Source organism: Chromobacterium vaccinii (genome assembly GCF_001855275.1).
Classification (GTDB): Bacteria; Pseudomonadota; Gammaproteobacteria; order Burkholderiales; family Chromobacteriaceae; genus Chromobacterium; species Chromobacterium vaccinii.
The window spans coordinates 2440366-2466583 of the sequence record NZ_CP017707.1; the positions used below are offsets into that span (position 1 = coordinate 2440366).

Consider the following 26218-nt stretch of genomic DNA (forward strand, 5'->3'; position numbering starts at 1 on the left):
GACGGCATAACCCTTACCAGGAACAGACGAATGCAACATCTCACCCGCCCCGCCGCCGCCGAATACCTCGGCGTCTCCATCTTCACCCTGAACCAGTGGGCCAGCGAAGGCAAAGGCCCGCGCTCGATCCGTGTAGGCCGTCAATGCGTCTACCAACGGGGCGAGCTGGACGCCTTCAAAGCCAGCCGGGAGCCTGCGCAGCAGGCTACCCCGGTCCCGATCACTTCCAACACCGATTGCCTGATCCGCCTGCCGGAAGTAATGCGCAAAACCGGCATGTCCCGCAGTTGGATTTACGCGCAGATGAAGGCAGGCTTGTTCCCGATGGCGATCAGCCTGGGCGCGCGCGCCGTCGCCTGGAAACAGTCCTCCGTTGACGGCTGGATTGCCAGCCGCGAAGCCGCTGCGCTGGAGGTGGCATGATGCGCCGCCAACACGCTGCTTTCCGCTCCCCCATCATTCGCGCTACGGGCGGCGATGCCCGTCGCACCTCCCAGCCCCATCGGGCAAGCCACTTCCTCGGCGAAGCCCTTGGCCCTGTGATCAAGCAACTTCGAGCAGAGGGCAACGATAAGCGAATGGAACAGCTACGCGCGGCGCTAGCGGGCCACGATTGCCCGATGGCCCAGCCGGTGGAGAAGTGAAGATGGGACGAACAAGCAAAATAGCCCCGCGTGCGGGGGCACGCGAGGCCGTTAAATCCGGGTCTTTTGTCGAATTGCGCCAGCACTTTCCCCCTGCCCAGCAGGATGGACCGCGACGCGCGGCTAAGCGCCAAAACTACCAGCAAAACGCCCGCGCCTTCGGCAGCAGCGCGCAGCCTTGCGCCGCTTGCGGCCAATGGCGACAAGGCTCGCAAACAATGGCCCTGCCCTTGTTTGGCCAAATGTTCTATGCCTCGGTTTGCCCGATTTGCTACGAGAGCGTGCGCAGCAGCGGCCCATACCGGGCCAGCGTGGCGCACGGCATCGCCCAACGACAACACCATGAGGCTTGCCATGCGTAACGCCCAGCGGCTGGACCGGCTGCGCTACCACCCGCGCGTGATTACCTTGGTGTTGATCCTGACTTGCATCCCCGCCTGCGCGCGAGTGAATACCGCCCCGGCCATGCATCACGCTCCAATGGCAGCTAAAGCGCCAAGCCTGCCGCACGCCTCCTAAGGAACACCAAATGAATCGCTCTATCACTCTCCCCTACAACGGGCGGGAGGCCACCGGCTTGCCGTTTTTCCCGTACTCGCTCACCCAACACGCCAAGGAAACTGTATGAAGTTGCTGCCATTTGAACCGGTCAAAGCCGCCGCCCTGGCCGCCCTGCCCCGCGTGCTGGATTGGGCCGGGGTGCACTGGAAACAGGTGCATCACGAAATCCAGATGATCAACCCGACTCGCAGCAATGACGATGGCTATGGCTCGTTCTCGATCAATGCCAATACGGGCGTGTGGGCGGACTTCGCCAGCGGCGACAAGGGCGGCGACGTGATTGCCCTGGTGGCGTACCTAAAGTCCTACGGCCAGGGCGAAGCCTGCAAGGACTTGGCCCGTTTGCTGGGCATCGTGAACGGCGAAGCGCCTGCCGCTGTCGTGCCTGCGCCGCTGCCGGCGGCGGCCCCCACCGCTGAAGCGGTGTTGCCGATTCCGGCCGCGCTGATGGGCAAGATACCGCGCAGCAAGCCGCATCATCCCGGCAAGCCGGTGCAGTTCTGGCGCTACAACGACGCCGCCGGGCACCCCCTGGTGTTCGTGGTGCGGCTGGAGCCGGGCCAGAATGGCCGCAGCAAGGACTATTTCCCGCTCTCCGTCTGGAGAGATGCGGACAGCGGCAAGACCGCCTGGCGCTGGAAGAACCTGAACGCGCCGCGCCCGCTGTATGGCCTGGATCGTTTGGCCGCCCGGCCAGTTGCTCCGGTGGTGATCTGCGAAGGCGAGAAGGCCGCCGATGCCGCCGCCCAGTTGCTGCCGGACCATGTCGCCGTGTGTTGGATGAATGGCGCGGAAGCCGTCAACAAGGCCGACTTTCGACCGTTGACCGGCCGTCATTGCCTGATCTGGCGGGACTACGACGCGCCGGGCTGGGAAGCGGCCACCGCCGTCGCGGCGCAATTGGCCACAGTCGGCGCGGCCTCTGTCAGCCATACGCCTGTGGAACGCTTCGAAACCTGCCGCCCTGGCGGAACGGAACACGCCCCGGCCTTGCTGGACGGCGGACAATGGGACAGTGGCGACGACGCCGCCGACGCCCTGGCGCGTGGCTGGACAGCAGCGCATCTGCGCCTGTTGCTGGAGACGGAGCCAAAAGCCGAAACCGTCGCAACATCGACTAGCCCAGCGAGCGAAGCCGCCGCCGCGCCTGCTGCCAGCGCCCCGCGCCCAGCCCCGTCCGCCCTAGGCAATCCCTTCAAGCTGTCAGAACGCGGCGTCTACTTCCAGACCGAGGACATGGACACGCCGCTATGGATTTGCAGCAAGCTGGAAATCCTGGCGCGCACCCGCGACAAGAACGCCGGCAGCTGGGGCTTGCTGGTACGCTTCACTGATCCGGACGGCAACATCAAGGAATGGAACATCCCGTCCGAACAGTTGGCGTCCAGCGAAGGGGCGGAAGTGATCAAGGGCTTGCTGTCGCGCGGCCTGTTGCTGGGCGCGGGTCCGAAGGCCCGACAAAGACTGCTGGAATATCTGGCCCGCTACGATGGCAACGAACGCGCCACCATCGTGCCCCGCCTGGGCTGGCATGATGCCGCGTTCTTGCTGCCGGATATCCAACTAGGCCAAAACGATGAGCGTCTGATCTTCGAAGCGGCGCAGAAACAACGCGAAGCCATGCAATGCGTTGGCAGCCTGGCAGGCTGGCAAAGTGGTGTAGCGCGCTACTGCGTCGGCAACAGCCGGCTTGCCTTCTCGGTGGCCAGCGCCTTCGCCGGGCCACTGTTGGGCGTCCTGGGCAGCGAGTCCGGCGGCTTCCACTTCTACGGCGACAGCTCGCAAGGCAAGACCACGCTGTTGCAGGCCGCCGCCAGCGTATTCGGCGGGCCGGGCTATCTGCAAACCTGGCGCGCGACCGACAACGCTTTGGAGGCCATTGCTGCGGCCTATTCCGATTGTCTGCTGACGCTGGATGAAATCCATCAATGCGACTCCCGCATCATCGGCGAAGCGGTCTACATGCTAGGCAATGGGCGCGGCAAGAGCCGGGCCAATGACAAGGGTGGTAGCCGGGGAGCCGTGGCGGAATGGCGCGTGTTGTTCCTGTCTTCCGGTGAAAAGACCCTGGCCGCTCACATGGCCGAGGCCAAGCAGCAGATGAAAGCCGGGATGGAAATTCGCATGCTGACGATTCAGGCCGACGCCGGCCAGGGCTTCGGCTTGTTCAATACCCTGCATGACAAGAATAGCGGCCAAGCCCTGTCCGACCACATCAAGGCATCAGTCATCCAGCAGCACGGCAGCGCCGCGCGCGCCTATCTGGAACGGCTGGTGCAGGAAAAAGACGGTTTGGCCGGACTAATCCGCCAGCAACTGGCGCGCTTTGACAGCGAAGTCTTGCCCGGCGAGGCCCACGGCCAAGCGCATCGCGCCGCCGCCCGCTTCGCCCTGGTGGGCATTGCCGGCGAGCTGGCCAGCGCCTGGGGCGTTACCGGCTGGCCCAAGGGGACCGCATGGCAAGCCGCCAAGACTTGCTTTGCCGATTGGCTGAAGATGCGCGGCACGTCAGGCAACCGCGAGGATGAAGACATCTTGGCCAAGGTGCGCTTGTTCTTCGAACAGCACGGCGAAGCGCGCTTCACCCGGCTATCCAATGAAAGCATCCTGCACGAACAGGACGGCCACGCGCCGGACCCGGACGACCACGCGCCCAAGACCATCAGCCGCTGCGGCTATCGGCTCAAGGACAAGCTGTCCGGGCTGATCAAGTATTACGTGCTGCCGGAGAGCTTCCGCGCCGAGGTGTGCGCCGGGATGGATGTGAACCGGGTATGCAAGCTGCTGACCGCGCGCGGCGCGCTGGAAACCACCAAGGGCGCGGGCAATATGCTGCAGGTCCGCATCACGCCGGAAGCGAAGTACAGCAAGAGCGGCCGGGCCAAGGTGTATTGCGTCACCTCCGCCCTGTTCGCAGACAACGCACAGGAGTTCTACTATGCCGCCTGAGCTAGCTGAATGGTTTGCCGAACTGCCGCCGGATACTCCCGCAAGCGACACTGAACGACCATCGGACGACACCGCAGCCGACCCGCTAGCTCTCCCCTGGTGCCAGGAGAATGGCCCGGAGCTAGCCGGTGCGGCGCTGTATTCCAATCAAGGTTTTCCGCTGCTATGCCGGGGCTGTACAGCCCTGACAAAAGGAAAATGCCAACATCTGACTACACAAGCGGCCCATTGCTATGCCTTCCAGCCCCTACCAGGCGTTTCCGTCGGATGCTGTTGGCTGTGGAGGCTGACATTACAGGATGGACGGCTGATTTGGTGGAGCCATCTGCCACCGATCAATCAAACCACTATGCTGAGGCAGGCGCGCCAACGCTATGGCGCAGCTTTGATAGCGGTACACCCCCTACCTGGCTGGAAAGAACTTCCTGATCTAAAAAGCTCACTTCCTGCAGACTATCAATCTGTGGGATAGCCGCTTATCGGCCGAAGCTGACGTTTTCAGTCGCATTGTAATTGCGGCTGCTGATGCCTACACAGCAGTCACCATATGACTTTGTGCTAAAGTTTTGGCTGTCGGCTCGAAACGAGCATCTAGTAAATCGCGCGAACAACGGAGAAGTCATGGTTGATTTCAGAAGACTAAGAACACAAGCGAAAAAAGCAGCACCGACCGAACCACTAGAGATATTTCGCCGGCTGCCTAAGCCCCAGGGCATCAATGACCTCTACACGAGCCAAGCGGAAGTATTGGAGAGCTGGTTTGAGCGCCGTATTGAAAGCGATGTCGTAGTCAAGCTTCACACTGGTGGCGGTAAAACGCTTGTCGGCCTTCTGATGGCGCAATCCACACTCAATGAAACCAAGGAACCCGTTCTGTACCTTGCCCCAACCCGTCAACTGGTCAAGCAGACCCTGGAGAAAGCAAAGGCGCTTGGAATTGCTGCAGTGCCGTACCAGACAGGGTCTCCACTGGATGATGACTTCATCAATGGCAAAGCCATCATGGTGGCCACCTACAAGGCACTGTTCAACGGTCGGAGCAAATTTGGGTTGCGCGGCGCGGCAAAGCCGCCGATTAAAGTGGGCGCGGTCATCCTTGATGATGCCCACGTAGCATTTTCTGTGGTTCGCGACTCTTTTACTTTGGAAGTGAAGCATAAAGAGGATGCGGAGCTTTATGAAGGCTTGACGAGCCTCTTTAGAAAAGCCTTCCGCGATATCGACCGTCTCGGGACATTCGACGATACCGTCAGAGGCTTGAACGGCGGGGTAATCGAGGTGCCGTATTGGGCATGGCATGAGCAGCTGGACACCGTGCGAGAACAACTGCGCACAGACGCCGAGAAGTACGCATTTGTGTGGCCGCTGCTGCGGGACAACCTGCATCTTTGTCACGCGTTGATTAGCCGAAACTCGTTCACGATTACGCCGATTCTCCCGTTAGTAAACGTATTTCCTACGTTTTCCGATTCTGCTCGACGCATCTACATGTCGGCGACGATAGCTGATGACAGCGAGATTGTTCGTACATTCGATGCAGAGCCAAATTTTGTGGGGAATGCGTTGACCTCTCGATCGCTCGCTGGAGTTAACGAACGGATGATCCTTATTCCTGACCTTATGCCGTTTAAGCTCGATGCCCTAGATGCGGTCAGTAAACTACTTGAATGGACTGCGGAGAAAAAGAAGCTCGGAGCCGTGATTCTCGTCCCTTCCAATGTTGCGGCGAGTCGCTGGGATGATGTAGCAACCTTTGCAGAGGGATCAGAAGAGGTTGAGCTCCAAGTGGAACAACTTCAGAGGCGAACCACCAATGGGCCAGTAGTCTTTGCCAACCGGTACGATGGCATTGATCTACCCGGTGATGCTTGCCGGTTACTGGTGATGGAAGGGTTGCCAGCCGGAACGACGGACTACGAGCTGATGCGCGCCGCAACCCTATACGGAGGAACATCTATTAGTCGTATGTTGGCCCAGAGAATTGAGCAAGGGATTGGGCGTGGTGCTCGAGGATCAGGCGATTACTGCGTGGTCATTTTAGCCGGATCGGATCTTGCTGGGTGGATCTCCAAAGAGGCTAACTTCCGACTTCTGACCAGTGCCACCCGAGCTCAGCTGGACATGGGCTCAACCGTTAGCAAGGAGGTCCAGGACCATAAGGAGCTGGCCAGGACCGTTGCCACGAGTTTCGATCGCGATCCAGACTGGATTGAATATCACGCCGAAACCTTGGCGGAAGGTGTGGAACACGAGCCAGCGGACGCCAATCGTTTTGACATCGCCGCAGCTGAGCGCAAGGCGTTCAACCTTTGGGCAGACGGCTACAATGACAAAGCTATCGCACGTATTGACAAAGGCATCAACGCTGCGCAGTTGCTCGATACGCAGACCCGCGGTTGGCTGCTGCAGCTCGCTGGGAGAATCGCCAATCACTGGGGCCAAGAGGAGCGCGGAGATGAATTGCAGAGAGAGGCCTATGGCAACAATCGGAATCTACTTCGTCCCCGAGTCATGCCGCCATATCGCCCTCTCGCTACTCCAAGCGCACAAGCACAAGTGATCGTCCAGCAACTTCAGGGTTATCGCATTCGTCGGGGCTTGCTGAAACGGTTTGAGGACACGGTAGCGCAACTACACGCGCATTCAACAGCAAATCAATTTGAGCAGGCACTCGTGGAGCTCGCACAGATGATTGGATTGTCCGCCGAGCGCTTTGACTCTGGGGGGCAAGGCCCAGATGTACTCTGGCTGCTTCCTCAGAAAGTGGGATTCATCATCGAAGCGAAAAGTCGCAAGAAGGAGAAGAATGCCTTAACAAAGGATCATCATGGACAATTGCTAGTCGCGGAGCAGTGGTTTACCCAGAACTACCCCGGCTACACCGCCGTACGCGTTTCGGCCCACCCGACGAACAAGGCCACGAAGCCAGCAGTTGCGACTGACTCTTACGCGCTGACGTACGAAAGGCTTGCCGCACTAATCAGTGATGCCAGGTCATTGCTCACGAGTTTGTGTGAATCACAGCTGGCCGATAATCAGCTCGCAGCTGAGTGTGCTCGTGAACTTGAGCGATCTTCGGTGCGTGCTGACAAGCTTGTACAAAACTACCTGCTCCGATTCGTTGAGGAGTAATGGTGTTCGCCAATGAGTAAATGCATTGGTAGCTTGACCATTGGAGCGCTTTAGCTGGAGCAGGGAACCTGTTTCTGGCCGAAAGTGAGCGCCCCACGTCAGAATACAGACCTTCAACAAAGGTGTATGAAAATGACTGGCATGCGGCCCTGAACGGACGCCCAAGGGTAGCAAAGTGGAAGACCGCTGCGACCGAACGTCTGTCAGCGAGCCGCTGTACCGACCGACCACTTCACTCGGAGACCCGCCGCAGAATCTTTAACAGGTTGACCGGCAGTAGTGGGTCGAGTTCGGCCATATGCCGCGGAGGAAAACAGTCATTCAGGCTGGTTGTATCGCCACGGGCAGCTAGAAGACAGATTGCTGACGTTTCTCAGCACTTCACAATAAAGGAACAGTAGCGCAGACAAGGCCTGATTTTACGTTGCTGCGGACACCTGCCCATCCACCGGCCCCATTTCGCGAGGGTGTCGATGATGGTGAAAGCGTAAAAAGCGCCAAACCCAATCGACATATTACTACTCGGTACACAGGTTGTAATGCCGCATCTGCACCCACACCCGCATCCACAACGCCTCGCGCAGCACATCCAGTAAGCGTGGCGCAGCAGTCCTATCTGGCTGCGTACTTTTAGGCATATGTAACTCCACACGCTTGGAAAGAAATGACAAAAGCGTGTAGCATCCTTGATCACACAAACAAACTAAATATACACCTGCACAGGTGTATATTTCACGTTAGTCCATCGTATAGAAGCACCTCAGTCAACACTAGGCTACAGAAAACAAGCTCAGTCAGGATACACAGTGGATCTTATCGCCCAATTCGTCGCCAGGTATCGCAAAGAGTACGACTTCTACGAACAGGCCTGTCGCATGGCAGCACAGGTCCTAGACTCGAATCTGCAATCGACAGGCGTAAGAGCCATTGTGACGTCTAGGGCGAAAAATCCGACACGCCTAGAAGCCAAAGTGCGCCAACGGTCGGTAAAAACGCCATACACCAGTGTCGAGCAGATCTACAACGACATAGTCGATCTAGCGGGTGTTCGTGTAGCCCTGTATTTTCCGGCGGAGCGAGAAGAGGTAGGCAGGGTGATACGTTCGTTATTCGCTTTAGTTTCTGAACCAAAGGAATTCCCGACACCCGGTCAGCCGTCATACAAAAAGCGCTTTTCCGGCTATTGGGCGACTCACTACCGGGTACGTTTACCGGAAACACTGTTGAATGAATCGCAAAAGCGGTACACCGAAGCCAATGTTGAAATCCAGGTCGCATCCGTTCTAATGCATGCATGGTCAGAGGTTGAACACGACTTAGTTTACAAGCCACTTCAAGGAAAGCTATCTGACGACGAGTATGCGATTTTGGACGAATTAAACGGCTTAGTTCTTGCGGGAGAAATCGCACTTGAACGCCTACAACGTGCCGGTGAGCAACGCATCTCCGAGCACGATCGCGAGTACACCAATCACTACGATCTTGCTTCGTCCCTCCTTGACTTAGCACGAGAAAAACTGGCTGGGCTGAACATTCATGACTCTGCACTAGGGAGAGTGGATCTCCTCTTCGCTCTGCTGCGGGAACTCAACCTGGGTACACCAGAGAATCTCGCCAGATATATCGAAGCGCTGCACTCCGATTTAGAGCGCCGCCCTCTGGCAGAACAAATAATTGATCAGGTTCTTGGAGAGGAGCCGACACGGTACACAACATACGAGCATATTCGTGCATTGGATGTGCCTGTGATGTCACTGACGGCATCCGGTCCTCCAAAAGTCAGTCAGTCTGATGCAATCGGTCAGTTCATGTCACTATGGATTGACTACGAGAAGATGCTTAGAGCAATTGCGTCGGGGCGGGGCGTAGAAAGCCTTGGTATCCCCTCTATGAAGTTGCTGCGCGTTGTAAAGGAAGTGCCAGACCAGCTTCATGTATCAGCAGAGCATCTCCGCAGGTTTCGCAATCAGCTCGTCCACGGCATTGAAGTTCCTGACGCGGACTACATCCGAGCCCAAACCAGCGAGCTGCAGATGCTAGTCGCTCGGCTTAAGGATATTCTTGAACCTCAAGCAAAGTCCGCACGCAAAGCCGCCACTAAAAAGAAGTAATAGGTCAATTCGTGGCCCACGAAAGTCCCGGAAATCAAGCGCCTAACTGGGCGGTCAAGCGGACGCCAACATAGGCCATACCTTCAGCATCGTAATGACCCATGTCGGTCCCACCACTTGCTGCGTTCCTTCCGGCGCCGCTTAGCTTGGGCGTTAGGCCCCTCGATCTATGTCCATCACTGAAACCATAACATTTGCAATAGCAGTCCTCGGAGCGGTTCTAGGAATAATCAACACCTGGCAAGCCCTAGACAAGTCTCGGGTCAAGATGCGTGTTTGCCCAAAACATGCCATTCCTATAGGAGGAGCTGATCCCAGACTGACCTTCTGTATCGAGATCACAAACCTGAGCGCCTTCGCAATCACTGTTGAAGAAACAGGTGTTTTCTATAAGGGCACTGACAAACGTGGGGCATACGCGCAGCCAGTCCTCATCGATGGTCTTCCGTGGCCACGTCGCTTGGAACCACGAAGTTCGGTGACCATCTATGGTCAGCCGCCTGAAGGCAAGAACCATAGATTGAAGTGCGCCTATGCGCGTACAGCGTGCGGCGTCACAAGAACCGGGACAAGCCCTGCGTTCAAGCACTTGGCTCAAAGCTCATGAATTGCAAAACATAGGGCAGGATTGCCTACAGGAGCCGGGTCAGTCCACTACACTACTCACTCTTACAAGTGAACACTGCCTACTCAAGTGGGTCTGATTCTCCGCGACTCACATATCAATCTCACCTATCCCCTCGCACATCTCGCACGGAATCCGCGCCTCATCATCCCCCTTGCACAGCGGACAGTACGGAGGGTGTTTCTCAGACCCAAACGCCAATATACAAGGCACCTCCCCTTCCCCCTTGCATTCCGGACATACCATCTTCGCCATCCCGACTTCTCCCCAGATCGAAAACGCAAGACAGCTCTTTACTGACAGGATCAGCCCGCCAGCATCGAACAATGAACGTAATTTGTCTACTATAAACATAAAAAGCCATTCTATGGCAAGGCCATATCAGGCAACGTCATAGCTCATAGGTAAACATGAAACATCTAGTGCTATGAGCAAGCTCTTGGAAGTTCGGGTAGGCAACAACATCAAGCGGGCACGGGAGGCGCGTGGGCTGACGCAACGCTATGTAGCCGAGCATCTGGGAATTGAAACGGAATCGCTATCCCGCATTGAGCGAGGCGCGGCGCTGCCTGGCTTGAAGACGTTGGATAAGCTAGCCGGCATTCTCGACGTACCCCTGGCCCAATTCCTGACCGGGGCCTCGGTAGAGCTAGCCTCTCTGGTGGAGGCCGTCAAAGATGAAATCGCGCCGCTGGATGAGGCGGATAGGCTGTTCGTGCTGGATCAGCTCAAAGCGCTATCGCGCAAACTGGCGGAGAAATCCAAGTAAGCACGATTGAACTGGTTTCACGCCTTCCCCGCTGACCCAGTTGTCACTGTCCATAAGTTCAGTTCAGTGCTGAAACAGTCTCTTACAGATTGCCTTGCAGCAATCATGGCAATTAATATGCCCTGTTAAGTCTAACTCTCGTACTCTCGCCCGGAGAGTGCCTTGCCTCGGCCGACAGCCCATGGACATCAATCAACTGCTTGCCAGCTTCGCCTCCGCCTTTTCCCAAGCCAACCGCCATATCACCCTTGCCATCGCCAGCGACGACGCCGGCCCGCAACAGCTGCTGCCGCAGACGTTGGACGGCGAGGAAGGCGTATCCCGCCCCTACCGCTTCCAGCTGGAATGCTTGTCGCCGGATGGCCAGATCGAACTCAAGTCCCTGCTAGGCCACCCGGCCCGCGTCGGCCTGATGAATGCCGAAGGCGGCGAGGATGTACGTTGCGGCGTGATTAGCCAGGCGCGCTTATTGGGCAGCGACGGCGGCTTTTCCCGCTATGGCATCACAGTAGAACCGCCCTTTGCCCTGCTGCGCCATCGTCGGACTTCCCGCGTGTTCCAGGACATGACGGTTCCGGACATCATCAAACAGATCATCAGCGAGCATCAGGCCGCTAATCCCGCCTTTGCCCGCGTGCAGACGCTGGACATCAAGGTGGATGCCGCCCAGCCTTCGCGCAGCTACTGCCTGCAATATAAAGAGAGCGATTTTGATTTCATCGTGCGGCTGATGCATGAGGAGGGTTTCGCCTGGCGTTTCGAACACGTCGATGGCGATAGCCCGCAGGTCCGACTTGTCGTGTTTGACGATGCCTTCAGCCTGCCCGCCGGCAGCGCGCCCAGCGTGCGCTTTCACCGCGCCGACGCCACCGAGGAACAAGACGGCCTGACCGATTGGCAGGCCGCGCGCCAGATCGTCGCCGGCGGCGTGGCGCTGGCCAGCTACGATTACCAGCCCACGAGCACCAGCCACAGCAGCGACACAAGCCAGGTGGACCAGGGACAGGCCGGCCAGGCGCTGCAGAGCAGCCTGAGCCATTACGACTCTCCCGGCCTCTACTATGCCAGCGACGCCGACCAGCTCAGCCGCTATGCCCAGCTGCGCCAGCAGGCGCACGACTTGCAGGCCAAGACCTTCACCGGTTCAGGCGCGGTGCGCGGCCTGCAGGCCGGCGCGTGGTTCCAGTTGGACGACCACCCGGCGCACCAGGGCGACAGCGCGGAACAGCGCGAATTCGTCGTCACCGGCCAACGCATCCAGGCCCGCAACAACCTGCCGGGCGATCTATCCCGGCAGCTGCAGGCCATCGCCCCCGGCTTGAGCCTGCAAGCGGCAGACCCGACGGCCGTGCCCTATCAGACCGAATTCCAGGCGCAGCGGCGCGGCATCCCGCTGACGCCTGCCTATGCCGACACCCCGCACGCCAAGCCGACCAGCCTAGGCACCCAAACCGCGACCGTGGTCGGCCCAGCTGGCGAAGAAGTCCACACCGACGAACACGGCCGCGTCAAAGTGCAATTCCACTGGCAGCGGCCGGAAGAACACCCGACCATCGGCGCGGGGATGGACGACAAGTCTTCCTGCTGGCTGCGCGTGGCCATGCCTTCGGCCGGCGCGGCGTGGGGGCATCAATTCATTCCGCGCATCGGCCAGGAAGTGCTGGTCAACTTCATTGAAGGCGATATCGACCGCCCCTTGATTACCGGCGTGCTGTACAACGGCAGCCATCCGACGCCGACATTCAGCGGCGCCGGCAGCCTGCCGGCCAACAAGACGCTATCCGGCATCAAGTCGAAAGAGCACCAGGGCGGCGGCTACAACGAATTGCTATTCGACGACACGCCAGGCGAAGTGCGCGCCAAGCTGTCCAGCGAGCCGGGCAAGACGCAGCTGAACCAAGGCTTTCTGACCCACCCGCGCAGCGACGGCAAGGCCCAGCCGCGCGGCGAAGGCTTCGAACTGCGCACCGACAACCACGGGGCCATTCGCGCCGCGCACGGCCTGCTGTTGTCCACCGAGGCGCAGAATGGCGCAGGCGGCAAGCAACTGGCGCGCGAGCATGCGCAAAGCCAGCTGCAATCCGCAGTCGCCTTGAGTCAGGCGCTGGCCGAAACCGCCACCGAACAACTAGCCGATACCATGGAAACCGGGCCGGATGCCATTGGTAATGACAACACCAAAGACGGCAAGAAAGACCAAGGCCATCTTCAGCACCAGCTCGATGCCTTGTCCGCTTGGGAAGCCGGCAGTAATACCGATCAGGATGGCAAAACCGCCAAGGAACAAGCAGGCCAACAACCCTTGCTGATCCTGTCCGGCCCGGCCGGCATCGCCAGTCTGACCGAGCAAAGCCAAACCCTGACTGCCGGCACCAATTTGAATATGGTCGCCCAGCGCGATGCAAACCACACCACCGGCCGGCGCTGGCTTCACAACGTGGGCAAGAGCATCAGCTTGTTCGTAGCCGGCGTGCAAGACAATGTCGCCATGAAACTGATTGCTGCCAAAGGCAAGGTACAAGTCCAGGCGCAAAGCGATGCGATGGAGATCACGGCAGACAAGGATGTGACCATTACCTCCTGCAAGGAGCGGATCGTGGTCAATGCCAAGCAGGAAATCCTGCTGACCGCCGGTGGCGGTTATATCCGCATCGCAGGCGGCAACATCGAGGTGCATTGCCCTGGCAGCGTCAGCGTCAAAGGGGCCAGTCATGACTTGAGTGGGCCATCTAGTTTGGAAATGCCGCCTCCTCATTTATTAGGTTGTAAAGATATTTTTGATGAAAAGATAAAGATGGAACATCCACTTGGGGGCAATCTATATGCAGGATATAAATACACTGCAACCCTTGAGGATGGTTCGTCATTTTCAGGTCTTTTTGATAAGGCAGGACAAACCCAGCGCTTCTTTACAAAGTCTGAGACGGGAATTAGTAGGCTGACAATTTCACCAGCATCCATTAGCAGAATGGATGGCGGAGATTATTAAATGGAATCTTTTGATTTAAATAAACAAAACATTAAAACAAATAAGAAAAATGAAAGCTTACAGAAGGCAAAGGCCGAAAGTGAAGGGCGGGAACTAACTAGCGGCGAGATCGCCCTGGTGAAGAAATTGTTTGGAAATGCCATAGACTACTCTTTTGTTAGAATTCATAAAGGCAAGCTAATTCCTGGCATTCAAGGCAATGAGGTATCGATGACGCCATGGGGAGAACTTTATATGCCAGTGGATAACTATCTGGATGATTTCTCAACAGTATCACCGGTAAAATACAACTTCTTGCATCATTTTATTCACGAGATGTCGCATGTTTGGCAATACCAGAGAAAAGCTCGTTTTACTCGTGGCTCTCTTGCAGTGTGCGGCGGAGGGTTGGCACTTGCAACTGGGATGGCCAATGCCCTGGACAATGTGAGTGATATAATGCCAAAGAAGATGTCAGAAGAAGTCAAGGATTTGGCAGGGTCAATTGATCCCTATACCTACAGAGACAAATATCACAAAGACCTATTTCAATATAATATGGAATCGCAGGCGGAAATACTTGCAGATTACTTCATGAGTGAAATAATGAAAATTCCTGGGTATGTTGGAAAGAGCTCAAATAGAAGAGTTCGGGGACCATTTTTTTATGATGAAGTTCTCGCCAACTTCTTTATTGAAATTGAAAAATCAGAAAATAGGCCGAGAAACTTAAAAACACAGTGGGGTATCAAATGAGAAAGGCTTTTTTTATAGCTTTGGCTGTGCTTGCCATTATGGCAACACTCTACGCCACATCTGAAAAGAAAATTGCAAAATTAATAGTTAATAATGATCGGCCGTCGCTTCTTTTTTTAAAAGATTGCCGCTATGATGCTTTTTACATTGAAAATGATAATGGAAAAATGCTGGCAAACTTGATGTATTCTGAGGTCCCTGGACATGGTCCCACTTTCAAACAAAATACGTTTATCCCTCTGGATAAATTATTAAATATAAAAATAAAGAAAAATACTATATATAACCTGTCTGGCAATACAGAATGCCTAGCCAATCGGCAGATACCAAGAAAGAATTTTAAGTTCTTGGTAAAAGATGATGGTCAAATTGATATTTTAGAGGATCATTGAAAATCCTTTGAATTGCTTAATAAAATAAATGATTGTTGATACCTCTGTAAGCTAGTCCGGCGTCGCCGTCACTAGTGACACACTCCTGAATGTCACTACAGACCAGGCTAAAAAATCCTTAAAATTCAACGATGTCACTATGTCACGACTGTCACCACCATTTTCTAATGGGGTGGCAAATTGCCCGTTAAAATGGATACTAGGCTATCAGTCGCGGCATGACTTGCGCCGGACTGTGCCTAGCACCATTCCCACTCGGGGGACCCTGGCACTTTTCAAAGAAGTACGGGTGGTCGGACCCGCATCACCATGCCAGCGACAACTCTAGAAAGTTAGTGAAATAGTGAAGTGGGTGGGGGGTGAAAAGTCTGGAGCAGACCATCAGAGACCGCGTGCCTAGCCACGGATTTTTATGGGGAGCATTTTTCAGGGAGGGGGGGGTTAAACAGACAAGTCCAGGGAAGCGTGAATCAAAAGGCTGATGGCAAAAAGCGCTCCTTCAGCTGCGAGCGCCACGCCTTCCCCACAGGCAGCGCCGACCATGGGCCAAGTTACCTCGCGCCTCGATTTGGCCGCTTGGAAACGTGCCGCAAGCCCCAGCGTGAAGAAAGTGTGCATAGATTCGTGTATATATCCTTGCGCACACCCACACAAACGACAAAAAATACAACAGCTTAATTGACCATTTCTATTGCTGTCGGGCCCAATTCAACCGTGCTATCAAAGTTGAAAGCCGACTATTGCTGCGGACATATTCAGGAGCAGATGGAAGATATCCCCTCTTTCCAGACAAATGCCTGAATGCGCATTGGCCGCTGCCGCAGGGCGGCTCGCTCGACAAGATTGCGCATTGCTAACCGCTCAGCGCCTCCAAGACGATCACATCATCACGCAGCGAAGAAGCTGCTCGGCGGCGCGCCCAGCTCGCGCTTGAACATGGTGGCAAAGGCGCTGGGGCTGGCGTAGCCCAGGTCCAGCGCCACCTTCAATACGCTGTCGCCGCAAGCCAGCCGCTGCAGCGCCAGCATCAGCCGCGCCTGGCGCCGCCACTGGCCGAAGCTGAGGCCGGTTTCGCGGCGGAAGCGGCGCTGCAGCGTGCGCGGGTCCAGCGCCAGCTCGCGCGCCCACTCGGCCGCGCCGCGCGCGTCGTCCGGATGCGCGAGCCAGACGTCGCACAGCTGGCGCAGCGCGGCGGACGCCGGTTGCGGCAGCGACAGCGGCAGCACCGGCGCGCGGCCGATTTCCGCCAGCAGCAGGTCCATCACCTTCTCGTCGCGCGAACCGGACTGGCAGACGCGCCCCACCGCCACCGCGGCGACGATCAACTCGCGCAGTAGCGGCGACACCTCCAGCACGCAGCAGTCGGCAGGCAGGCCCTCCAACCGGTCGCCGCGCACGTAAATGCTGCGCATCCGCACCGGGCTGACCATGCTCACCTGATGCCAGGTGCCGATCGGCAGCCAGATGGCGCGCGTCGGCGGCACTACCCACTGGCCGCGCTCGGTGCCGACCAGCATCAGGCCCTCCACCGCGTACAAGAGCTGGGCGGTGGGATGGCGATGGCGTTCGGTTTCCTTGCCGGCCGGGTAGTCGCGCGGCTTGCCCACCACCGGCTCCTCTCCCAGGTCGAACTCGTCTCGGGGCTCCAGGCTGTCCACTCTGCCTCTTTCGATAAGATAGTTGCCTCATTTTCGCAGGACTGGCGGGAATGTGCTTGCTAGCATGGTTCCACCACCCCGAATGAGTATTGCACGATGACCACCAGCAGTCCCACGCTCGCCGCCCCGCAGGACACCCGCTTCCGCGTGCTCGGCGCGATCAGTTTTTCCCATTTTCTCAACGACATGCTGCAGTCGCTGCTGGTGGCGCTATACCCGCTGCTAAAGGGCAACTACCACCTCAGCTTCGCCGAGATCGGCCTGATGACCTTCACCTACCAGTGCACCGCCTCGCTGCTGCAGCCGCTGGTGGGCATCTATACCGACAAGCGTCCCCAGCCCTACTCGCTGGTATTCGGCATGAGTTCCACGCTGATCGGCCTGCTGTTGCTGTCCAGCGCCTCCAGCTTCCCGCTGCTGCTGCTGGCCGCCGCGCTGGTGGGCACTGGCTCGTCCATCTTCCATCCGGAATCGTCGCGGGTGGCGCGGATGGCGTCCGGCGGCCGTCCCGGCCTCGCCCAGTCCATCTTCCAGGTGGGCGGCAACGCCGGCAGCGCCACCGGACCGCTGCTGGCGGCGCTGATCGTGATTCCGCTGGGCCAGCGCAGCGTGGCTTGGTTCGGCCTGGCCGCGCTGCTGGCGATGTACGTGCTGTTCCGCGTCGGCCAGTGGTACGCGCATCAGCAGCGCCAGGCCAAGAAGGCCAGCGTCGTCGCCCCGCCCGACCTGTCCTCCGCCCGGGTCAAGCTGACGCTGCTGCTATTGCTGCTGCTGGTATTCTCCAAGCACTTCTATCTGGCCAGCATCACCAGCTACTACACCTTCTATCTGATCCACCATTTCCAGGTGGGCATGCAGTCGGCGCAGCTGTATCTGTTCCTGTTCCTGTTCGCGGTGGCCGCCGGCACGGTGCTGGGCGGCCCGATAGGCGACGCCATCGGCCGCAAGCGGGTGATCGGCTTCTCCATCCTGGGCGTGGCGCCGCTGGCGCTGGCGCTACCGCACGCCAACCTGTTCTGGACCGCCGCGCTGTCGCTGCCCATCGGCTTCATCCTGGCTTCGGCCTTCCCGGCCATCCTGATCTACGCGCAGGAGCTGCTGCCAGGCAAGGTGGGCATGGTATCCGGCATGTTCTTCGGCTTCGCCTTCGGCATCGGCGGCATAGGCGCCGCGGTGCTGGGCGAACTGGCCGACCTCAGAGGCATCGAATTCGTCTACCAGCTGTGCGCCTTCCTCCCCTTGCTGGGCATCGCGGCGGTGGCGCTGCCGGACCTGCATCGCAAGGCCAGGGTTTGACACCGTCCGGCGGCGCGCCGGATACTGCGCGGCATTGAAAACCCAAGCGGGGCGCCTGGCCGCCCCGCGCGTTTGGAAACGCAGTCATCATGTGTGGAATCGCCGGATTTTTCTCGCGCCGCCCCGTCAATCCCGCCGTCCCGCAAGCGATGCTGGACGAGCTGCGCCGCCGCGGCCCGGATGACGCCAGCCGCCTGCTGCTGGACGCGGCGCAGAACCCGGCCGGCGGCGACGCCATCCACAACGCGATGCTGCATGCCCGCCTCGCCATCATCGACCCGCGCCCGGCGGCCAACCAGCCGATGGCCAGCGACGACGGCCAGGTCTGGATCTGCTACAACGGCGAGGTCTACGACTGGGAAGCCGGCAAGGCAGAGCTGGAGGCCGGCGGCGCCGTCTTCCGCACCCACGCCGACACCGAGTTCATCCTGCGCGGCTACCTAGCCTGGGGCATCGAGGGCCTGCTAGCGCGGCTGCGCGGCATGTTCGCCTTCGCCATCCTGGACAAGCGCAGCGGCAAGGTCCACCTGGCCCGCGACCGCATGGGCGAGAAGCCGCTGTTGTACTCGCTGCGGGATGGCAATTTCGCCTTCGGCTCGCTGGTGCGCGCGGTGCTGCCCTTCCTGCCGGCCGACCAGCGCGATTTCAATCCGGCGGCGATAGACGCCTACCTCGCCCACCGCTACATCCCCTCTCCGGCCACCGTGTTCAGCCACATCCAGCGGCTGGAAAACGGCTACCGGCTGGAATTCGACCTGAACAGCCGCCAGTTGAGCAAGCAGCGCTACTGGCAGCCGAAGGCGGAATCCGGCGACTGGCTGCCGGAGCTGGACCGCGCGGTGGCGATGCGCACCGTGGCCGACCGCCCGCTGGGCGTGCTGCTGTCCGGCGGCATCGACTCCACCGTGATCGCCAGCCGGCTCGCCACCCAGCAACTGACGCAATTCTCCAGCTTCACCGCCGCCTTCCCCGGCTCCAGCCTGGACGAATCCGGCGACGCCGCGGATTCCGCCCAGCGGATGGGCCTGCCCAATGTGCGAGTGGAGATGCCGGAAAACCTGGCCGCCGATTTCGAGCGCATCGTCGCCGACCTGGACCAGCCCTTCGCCGATCCGTCCAGCTTCCCCACCTGGTATCTGGCGCGTGAAGTCACCCGGCACGTCAAAGTGGTGCTGGTGGGCGACGGCGGCGATGAAATGCTGGCCGGCTACAAGCGCATGGGCAAGCATCTGCGCACCCGCTGGCGGCAACACATCCGCCTGCCGCTGCCGATCAATCCGCAGCTGGACAGCAAGCGCGGCAAGCTGGCCACCGAGCTGGCGATGGACTGGAAAAGCGCCTATTCGCTGCGTTTCTCCGGCTTCACGCCGGGACAGCGCAGCTTCCTGCAAGGCGGCCGCAAGCTGGAAAAGCTGTGCCACTGGCGCGCGCCCGACGACATCGGCCCGGAGCCCAAGGACGGCGCGCCCGGCCTGCACCAGCTGCTGGAGCTGGACTTCGCCAACTATCTGCCCGACTACATCCTGCAAAAGTCCGACCTGTGCACGATGGCCCACGGCCTCGAAGGCCGCGCCCCGCTGCTGGACCACGGCTTCTACCAACGTCTGCTGGCGACCTCCGCCGCCGAACGCTACACCAAGCCGGCCAAGCTGATCTTCCGCCGCGCGATCCATCCGGCGCTGCCGGCCGACTTCTTTCAGCGCAAGAAGCGCGGCTTCAACCCGCCCTTGTCCGGCTGGCTGCAAACCAGCCTGGCCCCACGCTTCGACGGCCTGGGCGCGCGGCTGGCCGCGGCCACCGAGGGGCAGCTGGACGCCGCGGCGGTGGACGCCTTCGCCCAAGCCTATCGCGACGGCGCCGGCCATCTGGCCGAGCAGATGCTGCAGCTGCTGATCCTGGACGAGAGCCTGGCCCAGTTGCGGCAGCTGCGCCTGACCCTGCGCTGATCATCGCCCTCCTTCCGGCGGCGGCCAAATCCGGCCTCCGCCGCAGCCGGCAAGACATTCGGGACGCCATTCTGGAAATAAATTGACGGAGTCATATAGATTGATGATTTTTCAAGCCATTTCCAGCCGGCCAAGGTTTGCAAACGATAATTACTAGCATTATCATGCAGTTCAGCGGCCGGTACTGCCGCCCTACTTAATAAGGAAAACATGATGCGTCGCTTTGTCTGCCAGCTGGCTGTCGCCAGCATCGCCCTGTCCGCCTCCTTCGCCGCCATGGCCAAGGAATACCCGATCGGCAAGCCCGCCCTGAAAAACGGCATGGAAATCGGCGCCGTCTACCTGCAGCCGACCAAGATGGAGCCGGAAGGCATGATGCTGAAGCCGGAAGCGTCCGACGTGCATCTGGAAGCCGACATCCACGCCACCAAGAACAACCCGAACGGCTTCGAAGAAGGCGCCTGGATGCCGTACCTGGTGGTCAAGTACGAACTGACCAAGGTCGGCGGCAAGACCCAGAAAGGCGAACTGATGCCGATGGTGGCCAACGACGGCCCGCACTACGGCGACAACATCAAGCTGCAAGGCCCGGGCAAGTACAAGCTGAAATACACCATCATGCCGCCGACCGCCAATGAGCACGCCCACTTCGGCCGCCACGTCGACAAGGAAACCGGCGTCGCCGCCTGGTTCAAGCCGTTCGACGTCAACTACGAGTTCACCTTCGCCGGCATCGGCAAGAAGGGCGGCTACTGATCCGCATAGTGAGAATGTGAACGCAAAGCATTCTTGACTGCGATACAATTGGAGACGGCGCGGGCCTGCCGCGCTGTTTCTCATTCCGGGACTCCGAAACGATGACTGTTCTGCGCCTGATGGCCGCCGCCCTGCTGGCCGGCCTGCTCTCTTCCCCGGCGTTCGCCGACGACATGCCGGTATTCAAGCTGCAAATGAAGGACGGCCAGCTGATCCCGGCCCGCCTGGTGGTGCCGGCCAACAAGAAATTCAAGATCGAAGTGATGAACATCGGCAAGACGCCGGCCGAGTTCGAGAGCACGCCGCTGCGCAAGGAAAAGGTGCTGGGCCCCGGCGCCGAATCCTTCCTGGTGTTCCAGCCGCTGGCGCCGGGCGAATACAAGTTTTTCGATGAATTCCACATGAAGACCGGCCAGGGCGTGATCGTCGCCAAGTAACACAAAAGGTAAACGCGAATGGGACAGGTACTCTTCATCGTCTGGCGCGAAAGCGTCGAGGCGCTGCTGGTGGTCGGCATCCTCAATGCCTGGATGAACCACAACCCGGCCGGCCGCGCCGGCAAGCCCTATCTGTGGGGCGGCGTGGCGCTGGGCCTGGCGATGGCCGTGGCGTTGGCCGTGGCGCTGTTCACCGCCGGCAGCCTGATGGCCGGCGCCCAGGACTACTTCCAGACCGGCATGGTGTTCATCGCCGCCGCGCTGATCGTGCAGATGGTGCTGTGGATGCGCGAGCACGGCCGCACGCTGAAGAAAGAGCTGGAAAGCGGCTTGTCTGAAAAAGCCGCCAGCAACAACTGGTGGGGCGTGACCGTGCTGGCCGCGCTGGCCATCGCCCGCGAAGGCAGCGAAGCCGTGGTCTTCCTGTACGGCATGCTGGCCGAGGCCCAGGGCATGGAGCTCGCCAAGATGGGCGCGGCCGGCCTGATCGGCCTGCTGCTGGCCTTCCTCACCTTCTACCTGCTGCAGCTGGGCGGCAAGGTACTGTCCTGGCGGCTGTTCTTCCGCGTCACCGAGATCATGCTGCTGCTGTTGGGCGCGTCGCTGTTCCTGTCCGGCGTGGAGAAGCTGATTTCGATGGACGTGCTGCCCGCGCTGGTGGACCCGCTGTGGGACAGCTCGGCGCTGCTTGACGACATGAGCCCCTTCGGCGGCGTGGTGGCCGCGCTGACCGGCTACCGCTCGCACCCGGCGCTGACCAGCCTGCTCGCCTACGCGCTGTTCTGGGCGGCGATCTGGTCGCTGTTCCAGTGGCGCAACCGCCGCCAGGCCGTCGCCGCATGAAATCCGGCCGCGCCCAGCGCCCGCCGCAACGGGTGATTCCCATCGTCGCCGCCCCGTCGGGCGGCGGCTCCTGTAGCCCTGAGCGGCGGCCGCGCGGCCTGCTGGCGCTCGCGGGCGTCTGGCTGCGCGACCACGCCGCCCTGCTGCGCAAGCTGCAATGGGCGGTGGTGCTGGTCTACGCTTTCCTGCTGATCGTCCCCGCCTGCCTGTCCTTGCCTGAAGACACGGCGCGGATGTGGGACAACCTGACCATCTTCGCCCAGTTCGTGTTCTGGGGCATCTGGTGGCCGTTCGTGCTGCTGTCGATGGTGCTGTTCGGCCGGCTGTGGTGCGGCGTGCTGTGCCCGGAGGGCGCGCTGTCGGAATGGGCGGCGCGCAAGGGCATGGGACGGCCGATCCCGCGCTGGATGCGCTGGGGCGGCTGGCCTTTCGTCGCCTTTGTGCTGACCACGGTCTACGGCCAGCTGGTCAGCGTCTACCAATACCCGAAAGCGGCGCTCTTGGTGCTGGGCGGCTCCACCGTAGCCGCCATCGCCGTCGGCTTCGTCTACACCCGCGGCAAACGCGCCTGGTGCCGCCACCTGTGCCCGGTCAACGGCGTGTTCGGCCTCTTGTCCAAGCTGGCGCCGCTGTACTACCGGGTCGACGAGGCCGCCTGGAAAGCCTCGCATGAGCGGACGCCGGCGGTGGACTGCGCGCCGCTGCAACCCTTGCGCCACATGCAGGGCGGCAGCGGCTGCCATATGTGCGGCCGCTGCAGCGACCACCGCGGCGCGATCGAACTGAGCCTGCGCTCGTCCAGCGACGAGGTGGTGCGCGTGGCGGAGAAGGAAGCCGACGGCTGGCAGACCGCGCTGATCGTCTACGGCCTCTTGGGCGTGGCGATGGGCGCCTTCCACTGGACCATGAGTCCCTGGTTCGTCGCGCTGAAACAGGGCGCGGCCGAATGGCTGGTGGACCGCGACATCCTGTGGCCGCTGGACACCGAGGCGCCGTGGTGGCTGCTCACCCACTACCCGCAGCACAACGACGTGTTCTCCTGGCTGGACGGCGCGTCGCTGATCGCCTACGTCGCCGCCACCGCGCTGGTGCTCGGCACCGGCATCCTGGCCTCGCTGGCGCTGGCGGTGCTCGCGTCCGGCCGCTGGCGAACCCAACGGCTGCACCACCTGGCGCAGGCGCTGATCCCGCTGGCCGGCTGCGGCGTGTTCCTCGGCTTGTCGGCGCTGACGGTGACGCTGTTGAAGGCCGAAGGCTTCGGCATGCACTGGGTCAACGACGCGCGCCTGGCGCTGCTGGCGGGGGCCAATCTGTGGGCGCTGCGGCTGGCCTTCGGCATTCTGTCGCGCTGGAACGGCGGCCTGCGCCGCTGGGCCGCGCTGCTGCCGTTCTGCGGCGCGCTGGCGCTGGTCGACTGCGCCTGGGGCTTCATGTTCTGGTGGTGGTGAGCGCTTGGTTGAGGCGGGAGGCTGTGCGATAACACAGTATCCCCGCCTCTTCGAGGAGTCGCCATGCGGCGTCTGCTGTTGTCCGCTTTTGCTCTCCTGCTGGCGTTCCGCGCGTCGGCGGCCGAGCAGACCGTGGATCTGGCCACCGGCGAATGGCCGCCTTACGTGTCGCAGCAGCTTCCGGCCCAGGGCGCTTTCACCGAGATCGTCCGCGAAGCCTTCCGCCGCGCCGGCTACCGGGCGCAGCTAACGTTCCAGAGCTGGCCGCAAACCGAATGGCTGACCAAGACCGGCAAGGCCGCGGCGGCCTTCCCCTACCGCCCGACGCCGGAGAGGGAAAAGGATTTCGACTTTTCCGCGCCGCTGATGCGCGCCAACAGCTACCTGTTCTATCACAAGCCCCACCTGCCCCATCCCCCGCAACAGTTCAAATCCCTGGACGAATTGCGCGGCTACCGCATCGCCATCCAGCTGGGCTACTGGTATATCCCTCTGTTCCAGCAACACCGGCTCAACACGCTGCTGACCCCGGACGAAGTCAACGCGCTGCGGCAACTGCAGCTGGGACATATGGACCTAGTGCCGATGGTGCTGGAGCGCGGGCTATACCTGATCCACAACACCATGCCTGAACACGAAAAAGAGTTCGGCTACATCCCGACGCCGATGGACAAGGATACGCCGCTGGGACTGATGTTCTCGCGCAGCTACCCGCAGGCGGAGCGCATACGCGAAGACTTCGGCCGGGCGCTGGCGCAGATGGAAAAGGACGGCAGCCTGAAGGCGATCTACCAGCGCCACTTCCCCGAGGCTACGCCGCCGCGTTGACCAGGGTGGGATTCAGCACGCGGATCACGTCGCGCGGGCTGACGCCGATCAGGAAGCCGCGCTTGCCGCCGTTGATGTAGATGGTATCGAGCTCGGCGATGCCCGCCTCCATATACACCGGCATCGGGTGGCGGGTGCCGAAGGGGCTGGTGCCGCCCACCTGGTAGCCGCTGTGCTTGTCTGCGGTCTTGGGATCGCAGGGATGGATCTTCTTGGCCCCGATCTGCTTGGCCAGCATGCCGGTGCCCACCTCGCGGTCGCCGTGCATCAGCACGATCAGCGGACGCTTGTTCTCGTCCTCCATGATCAGCGTTTTCACCACGCAGTGCTCGTCGACGCCCAACTCGCGCGCCGACACCGTGGTGCCGCCCTTGTCCTCGTACTTGTACAGGTGTTCGGTGTAATCGACCTTGTGCTCGCGCAACACGCGGACGGCCTGGGTGACGGGGGCCTTGCTGGACATGACGTTCTTTCCAATGCGAAACGCCACACTTTAAAACCCGGCCGCCCCCTTGCCAAGCGGCGGGATCAAGCCTTGCGCGCGCGCCACCACAACCGCAGCCCCAGCAGCACCGCCAGCGCGGCGGCGTAGATCAGCGGCTGGGTGATGTCTTTCTTCACCAGCCACCAGTAGTGGGTGACCGCCAGGATGGCCACCGGGTAGACCAGCCGGTGCAGCTTGCCCCAATTGCGCTTCAGACGCCGCATCCAGCCCTGGGTGGAGGTCAGCGCCAGCGGCGACATCAGCACGATGGCGGCGAAGCCGACGGTGATGAACGGCCGCTTGGCGATGTCCTTGAGAATGTGGTGCCAGTCGAAGAACTGGTCCAGCCAGACATAAGTGGTGAAATGCAGGCTGGCGTAGAAAAAGGCGAACAGGCCCAGCATGCGCCGGCATTTCAGCGGCCAGGCCTGGCCGCTGAGGCGGCGCAGCGGCGTCATCGACAGCGTGGCCAGCAGCCACACCAGCGTCCAGGTGCCGGTGGAACGGGTGATGAATTCCACCGGGTTCACCGCCTCGCCCGACAGCACGATCCACGCCGCACGCGAAAGCGGCAGCAGGCAGGCGATGAATAGCAAAACCTTGCCGATGGCGAGGCGGCGGTCGGCTGCGGAGGCGGGCAGTTTCATGCGCAGCGTCGTCATCAAAAGTTCTTCCTCAGGTCCATGCCGCGGTACAAGCCGGCCACCTGCTCGGCGTAGCCATTGAACGGCAGCGTCTTGCGCTTGAAGAATTCGCCGATGCGGCGCTCCGACGCCTGGCTCCAGCGCGGGTGGTCGACATCCGGGTTCACATTGGAATAGAAACCGTACTCATGCGCGTTGGCCATATTCCAGCTGGTGGCCGGCATCGTCTCCTGCAGCCGGATGCGCACGATGGACTTGATGCTCTTGAAGCCGTATTTCCACGGCACCACCAGCCGGATCGGCGCGCCGTTCTGATTGGGCAGCACATTGCCGTACAGGCCGACGGCGAGGATGGCCAGCGGATGCATCGCCTCGTCGATGCGCAGGCCCTCGCGGTACGGCCAGTCCAGCACCGCCTGGCGCTGGCCCGGCATCTCGCTCGGCCGCTGCAGCGTCTCGAACGACACGTACTTGGCGCGCGAGGTGGGGTTCATCTGCTTGATCAGGCTGGCGAGCGGAAAGCCCACCCAGGGAATCACCATGCTCCAGCCCTCGACGCAGCGCAGCCGGTAGACGCGCTCCTCCAGCGGAAACTTCAGCAACTCCTCGATGGTAAAGCGGCGCGGCTTGGCCACCTCGCCGTCCACCAGCACGCTCCACGGCCGGGTGCGCAGCGTGTGCGCGTTCTCCGCCGGATCGGACTTGTCGGTGCCGAACTCGTAGAAATTGTTGTAGCTGGTGATGTCTTTCAGGCTGTTGAGCTTGTCGTTGCCGGCAAGCTGAGACAACGGGCTCTTCCTGGCTGCCAGCCCGGCCAGCGTCTCCGCCGACAGCAACAAGCCGGCGGCGCCGGCCATGAATTGGCGGCGGTTGAAATACACCGACTCGCTGGTGATGTCCGACGGCAAATGGTCGGCGGGTTTCCTGATCAACATGACGGCTCTCCTGTCGTTTCCATTTGGTCGGATCAT

General features: G+C 60.4%; 19 protein-coding genes. 15 read left to right on the top strand and 4 right to left on the bottom strand.

Translation table 11 applies throughout. The features are described 5' to 3' along the window. Positions 1-30 precede the first annotated feature (30 nt). The 8 genes from BKX93_RS24670 to BKX93_RS24680 all read left to right on the top strand — a co-directional run bounded on the left by BKX93_RS24670 (position 31) and on the right by BKX93_RS24680 (position 14907). Positions 31-423: a helix-turn-helix transcriptional regulator gene (locus tag BKX93_RS24670; RefSeq protein WP_186009523.1), complete on the top strand. Its 393-nt coding sequence runs from the start codon at positions 31-33 to the stop codon at positions 421-423. 845 nt (positions 424-1268) lie between these two features. Continuing rightward, on the top strand, positions 1269-4154 hold the full coding sequence (locus BKX93_RS11345; RefSeq protein WP_070979863.1) for a DUF927 domain-containing protein: 2886 nt from the start codon (positions 1269-1271) through the stop codon (positions 4152-4154). 621 nt (positions 4155-4775) lie between these two features. Further along, positions 4776-7286, top strand: a complete 2511-nt coding sequence (locus tag BKX93_RS11350) for a DEAD/DEAH box helicase (protein ID WP_070979864.1) — start codon at positions 4776-4778, stop codon at positions 7284-7286. Between the two features lie 806 nt (positions 7287-8092). After that, a complete protein-coding gene (locus BKX93_RS11355; RefSeq protein ID WP_070979866.1) occupies positions 8093-9397 on the top strand; it encodes a GTP pyrophosphokinase in 1305 nt (434 codons plus the stop codon). Between the two features lie 1052 nt (positions 9398-10449). Next, on the top strand, positions 10450-10791 hold the full coding sequence (locus tag BKX93_RS11365) for a helix-turn-helix domain-containing protein (protein ID WP_070979871.1): 342 nt from the start codon (positions 10450-10452) through the stop codon (positions 10789-10791). Between the two features lie 181 nt (positions 10792-10972). Then, positions 10973-13780 (top strand): type VI secretion system Vgr family protein, encoded by a 2808-nt coding sequence (locus tag BKX93_RS11370; protein WP_083340517.1) that lies wholly within the window; start codon positions 10973-10975, stop codon positions 13778-13780. Next, positions 13781-14515, top strand: a complete 735-nt coding sequence (locus BKX93_RS24675) for a hypothetical protein (protein WP_145929302.1) — start codon at positions 13781-13783, stop codon at positions 14513-14515. Further along, positions 14512-14907: a hypothetical protein gene (locus BKX93_RS24680; protein WP_145929303.1), complete on the top strand. Its 396-nt coding sequence runs from the start codon at positions 14512-14514 to the stop codon at positions 14905-14907. Before BKX93_RS24675 ends, BKX93_RS24680 begins: the two co-directional genes overlap by 4 nt. Before the next feature lie 887 nt (positions 14908-15794). Here the strand turns inward: BKX93_RS24680 and BKX93_RS11375 are convergent. Continuing rightward, positions 15795-16565: an AraC family transcriptional regulator gene (locus BKX93_RS11375; RefSeq protein WP_070979872.1), complete on the bottom strand. Its 771-nt coding sequence runs from the start codon at positions 16563-16565 to the stop codon at positions 15795-15797. Between the two features lie 96 nt (positions 16566-16661). On the opposite strand from BKX93_RS11375, the gene BKX93_RS11380 reads away from it, so the two are divergent. The 7 genes from BKX93_RS11380 to BKX93_RS11410 all read left to right on the top strand — a co-directional run bounded on the left by BKX93_RS11380 (position 16662) and on the right by BKX93_RS11410 (position 24119). After that, the gene (locus BKX93_RS11380; RefSeq protein ID WP_046156171.1) at positions 16662-17861 is read left to right on the top strand and encodes an MFS transporter; all 1200 of its coding nucleotides are present in this window, start codon (positions 16662-16664) and stop codon (positions 17859-17861) included. A gap of 89 nt (positions 17862-17950) precedes the next feature. Then, positions 17951-19807 (top strand): asparagine synthase (glutamine-hydrolyzing), encoded by a 1857-nt coding sequence (asnB, locus tag BKX93_RS11385; RefSeq protein ID WP_070979874.1) that lies wholly within the window; start codon positions 17951-17953, stop codon positions 19805-19807. A gap of 210 nt (positions 19808-20017) precedes the next feature. Then, complete coding sequence (locus BKX93_RS11390; protein WP_021476858.1) at positions 20018-20563, top strand: iron transporter; 546 nt, start codon at positions 20018-20020, stop codon at positions 20561-20563. Between the two features lie 101 nt (positions 20564-20664). Beyond that, positions 20665-21000: a cupredoxin domain-containing protein gene (locus BKX93_RS11395; RefSeq protein ID WP_046167357.1), complete on the top strand. Its 336-nt coding sequence runs from the start codon at positions 20665-20667 to the stop codon at positions 20998-21000. Between the two features lie 18 nt (positions 21001-21018). Further along, positions 21019-21843 carry an FTR1 family iron permease gene (locus tag BKX93_RS11400; protein WP_021476860.1) on the top strand — a complete coding sequence of 275 codons (825 nt, stop codon included), beginning with the start codon at positions 21019-21021 and terminating at the stop codon, positions 21841-21843. Next, entirely contained in the window at positions 21840-23291 is a 1452-nt protein-coding gene (locus tag BKX93_RS11405; RefSeq protein WP_144408777.1) for a 4Fe-4S binding protein, read from the top strand. Before BKX93_RS11400 ends, BKX93_RS11405 begins: the two co-directional genes overlap by 4 nt. 63 nt (positions 23292-23354) lie before the next feature. Beyond that, positions 23355-24119: a substrate-binding periplasmic protein gene (locus BKX93_RS11410; protein ID WP_046167356.1), complete on the top strand. Its 765-nt coding sequence runs from the start codon at positions 23355-23357 to the stop codon at positions 24117-24119. On the opposite strand, the gene ybaK is transcribed toward BKX93_RS11410, so the two are convergent. The 3 genes from ybaK to msrP form a co-directional block, all read right to left on the bottom strand. Further along, positions 24103-24582: a Cys-tRNA(Pro) deacylase gene (ybaK, locus tag BKX93_RS11415; protein ID WP_070979876.1), complete on the bottom strand. Its 480-nt coding sequence runs from the start codon at positions 24580-24582 to the stop codon at positions 24103-24105. The genes BKX93_RS11410 and ybaK overlap by 17 nt on opposite strands. Before the next feature lie 65 nt (positions 24583-24647). Beyond that, positions 24648-25265, bottom strand: coding sequence for a protein-methionine-sulfoxide reductase heme-binding subunit MsrQ (locus BKX93_RS11420; protein WP_070979878.1), 618 nt, complete (start codon positions 25263-25265; stop codon positions 24648-24650). Beyond that, on the bottom strand, positions 25265-26182 hold the full coding sequence (msrP, locus tag BKX93_RS11425) for a protein-methionine-sulfoxide reductase catalytic subunit MsrP (RefSeq protein WP_046167354.1): 918 nt from the start codon (positions 26180-26182) through the stop codon (positions 25265-25267). The genes BKX93_RS11420 and msrP overlap by 1 nt, the downstream gene beginning before the upstream one ends. Positions 26183-26218 lie beyond the last annotated feature (36 nt).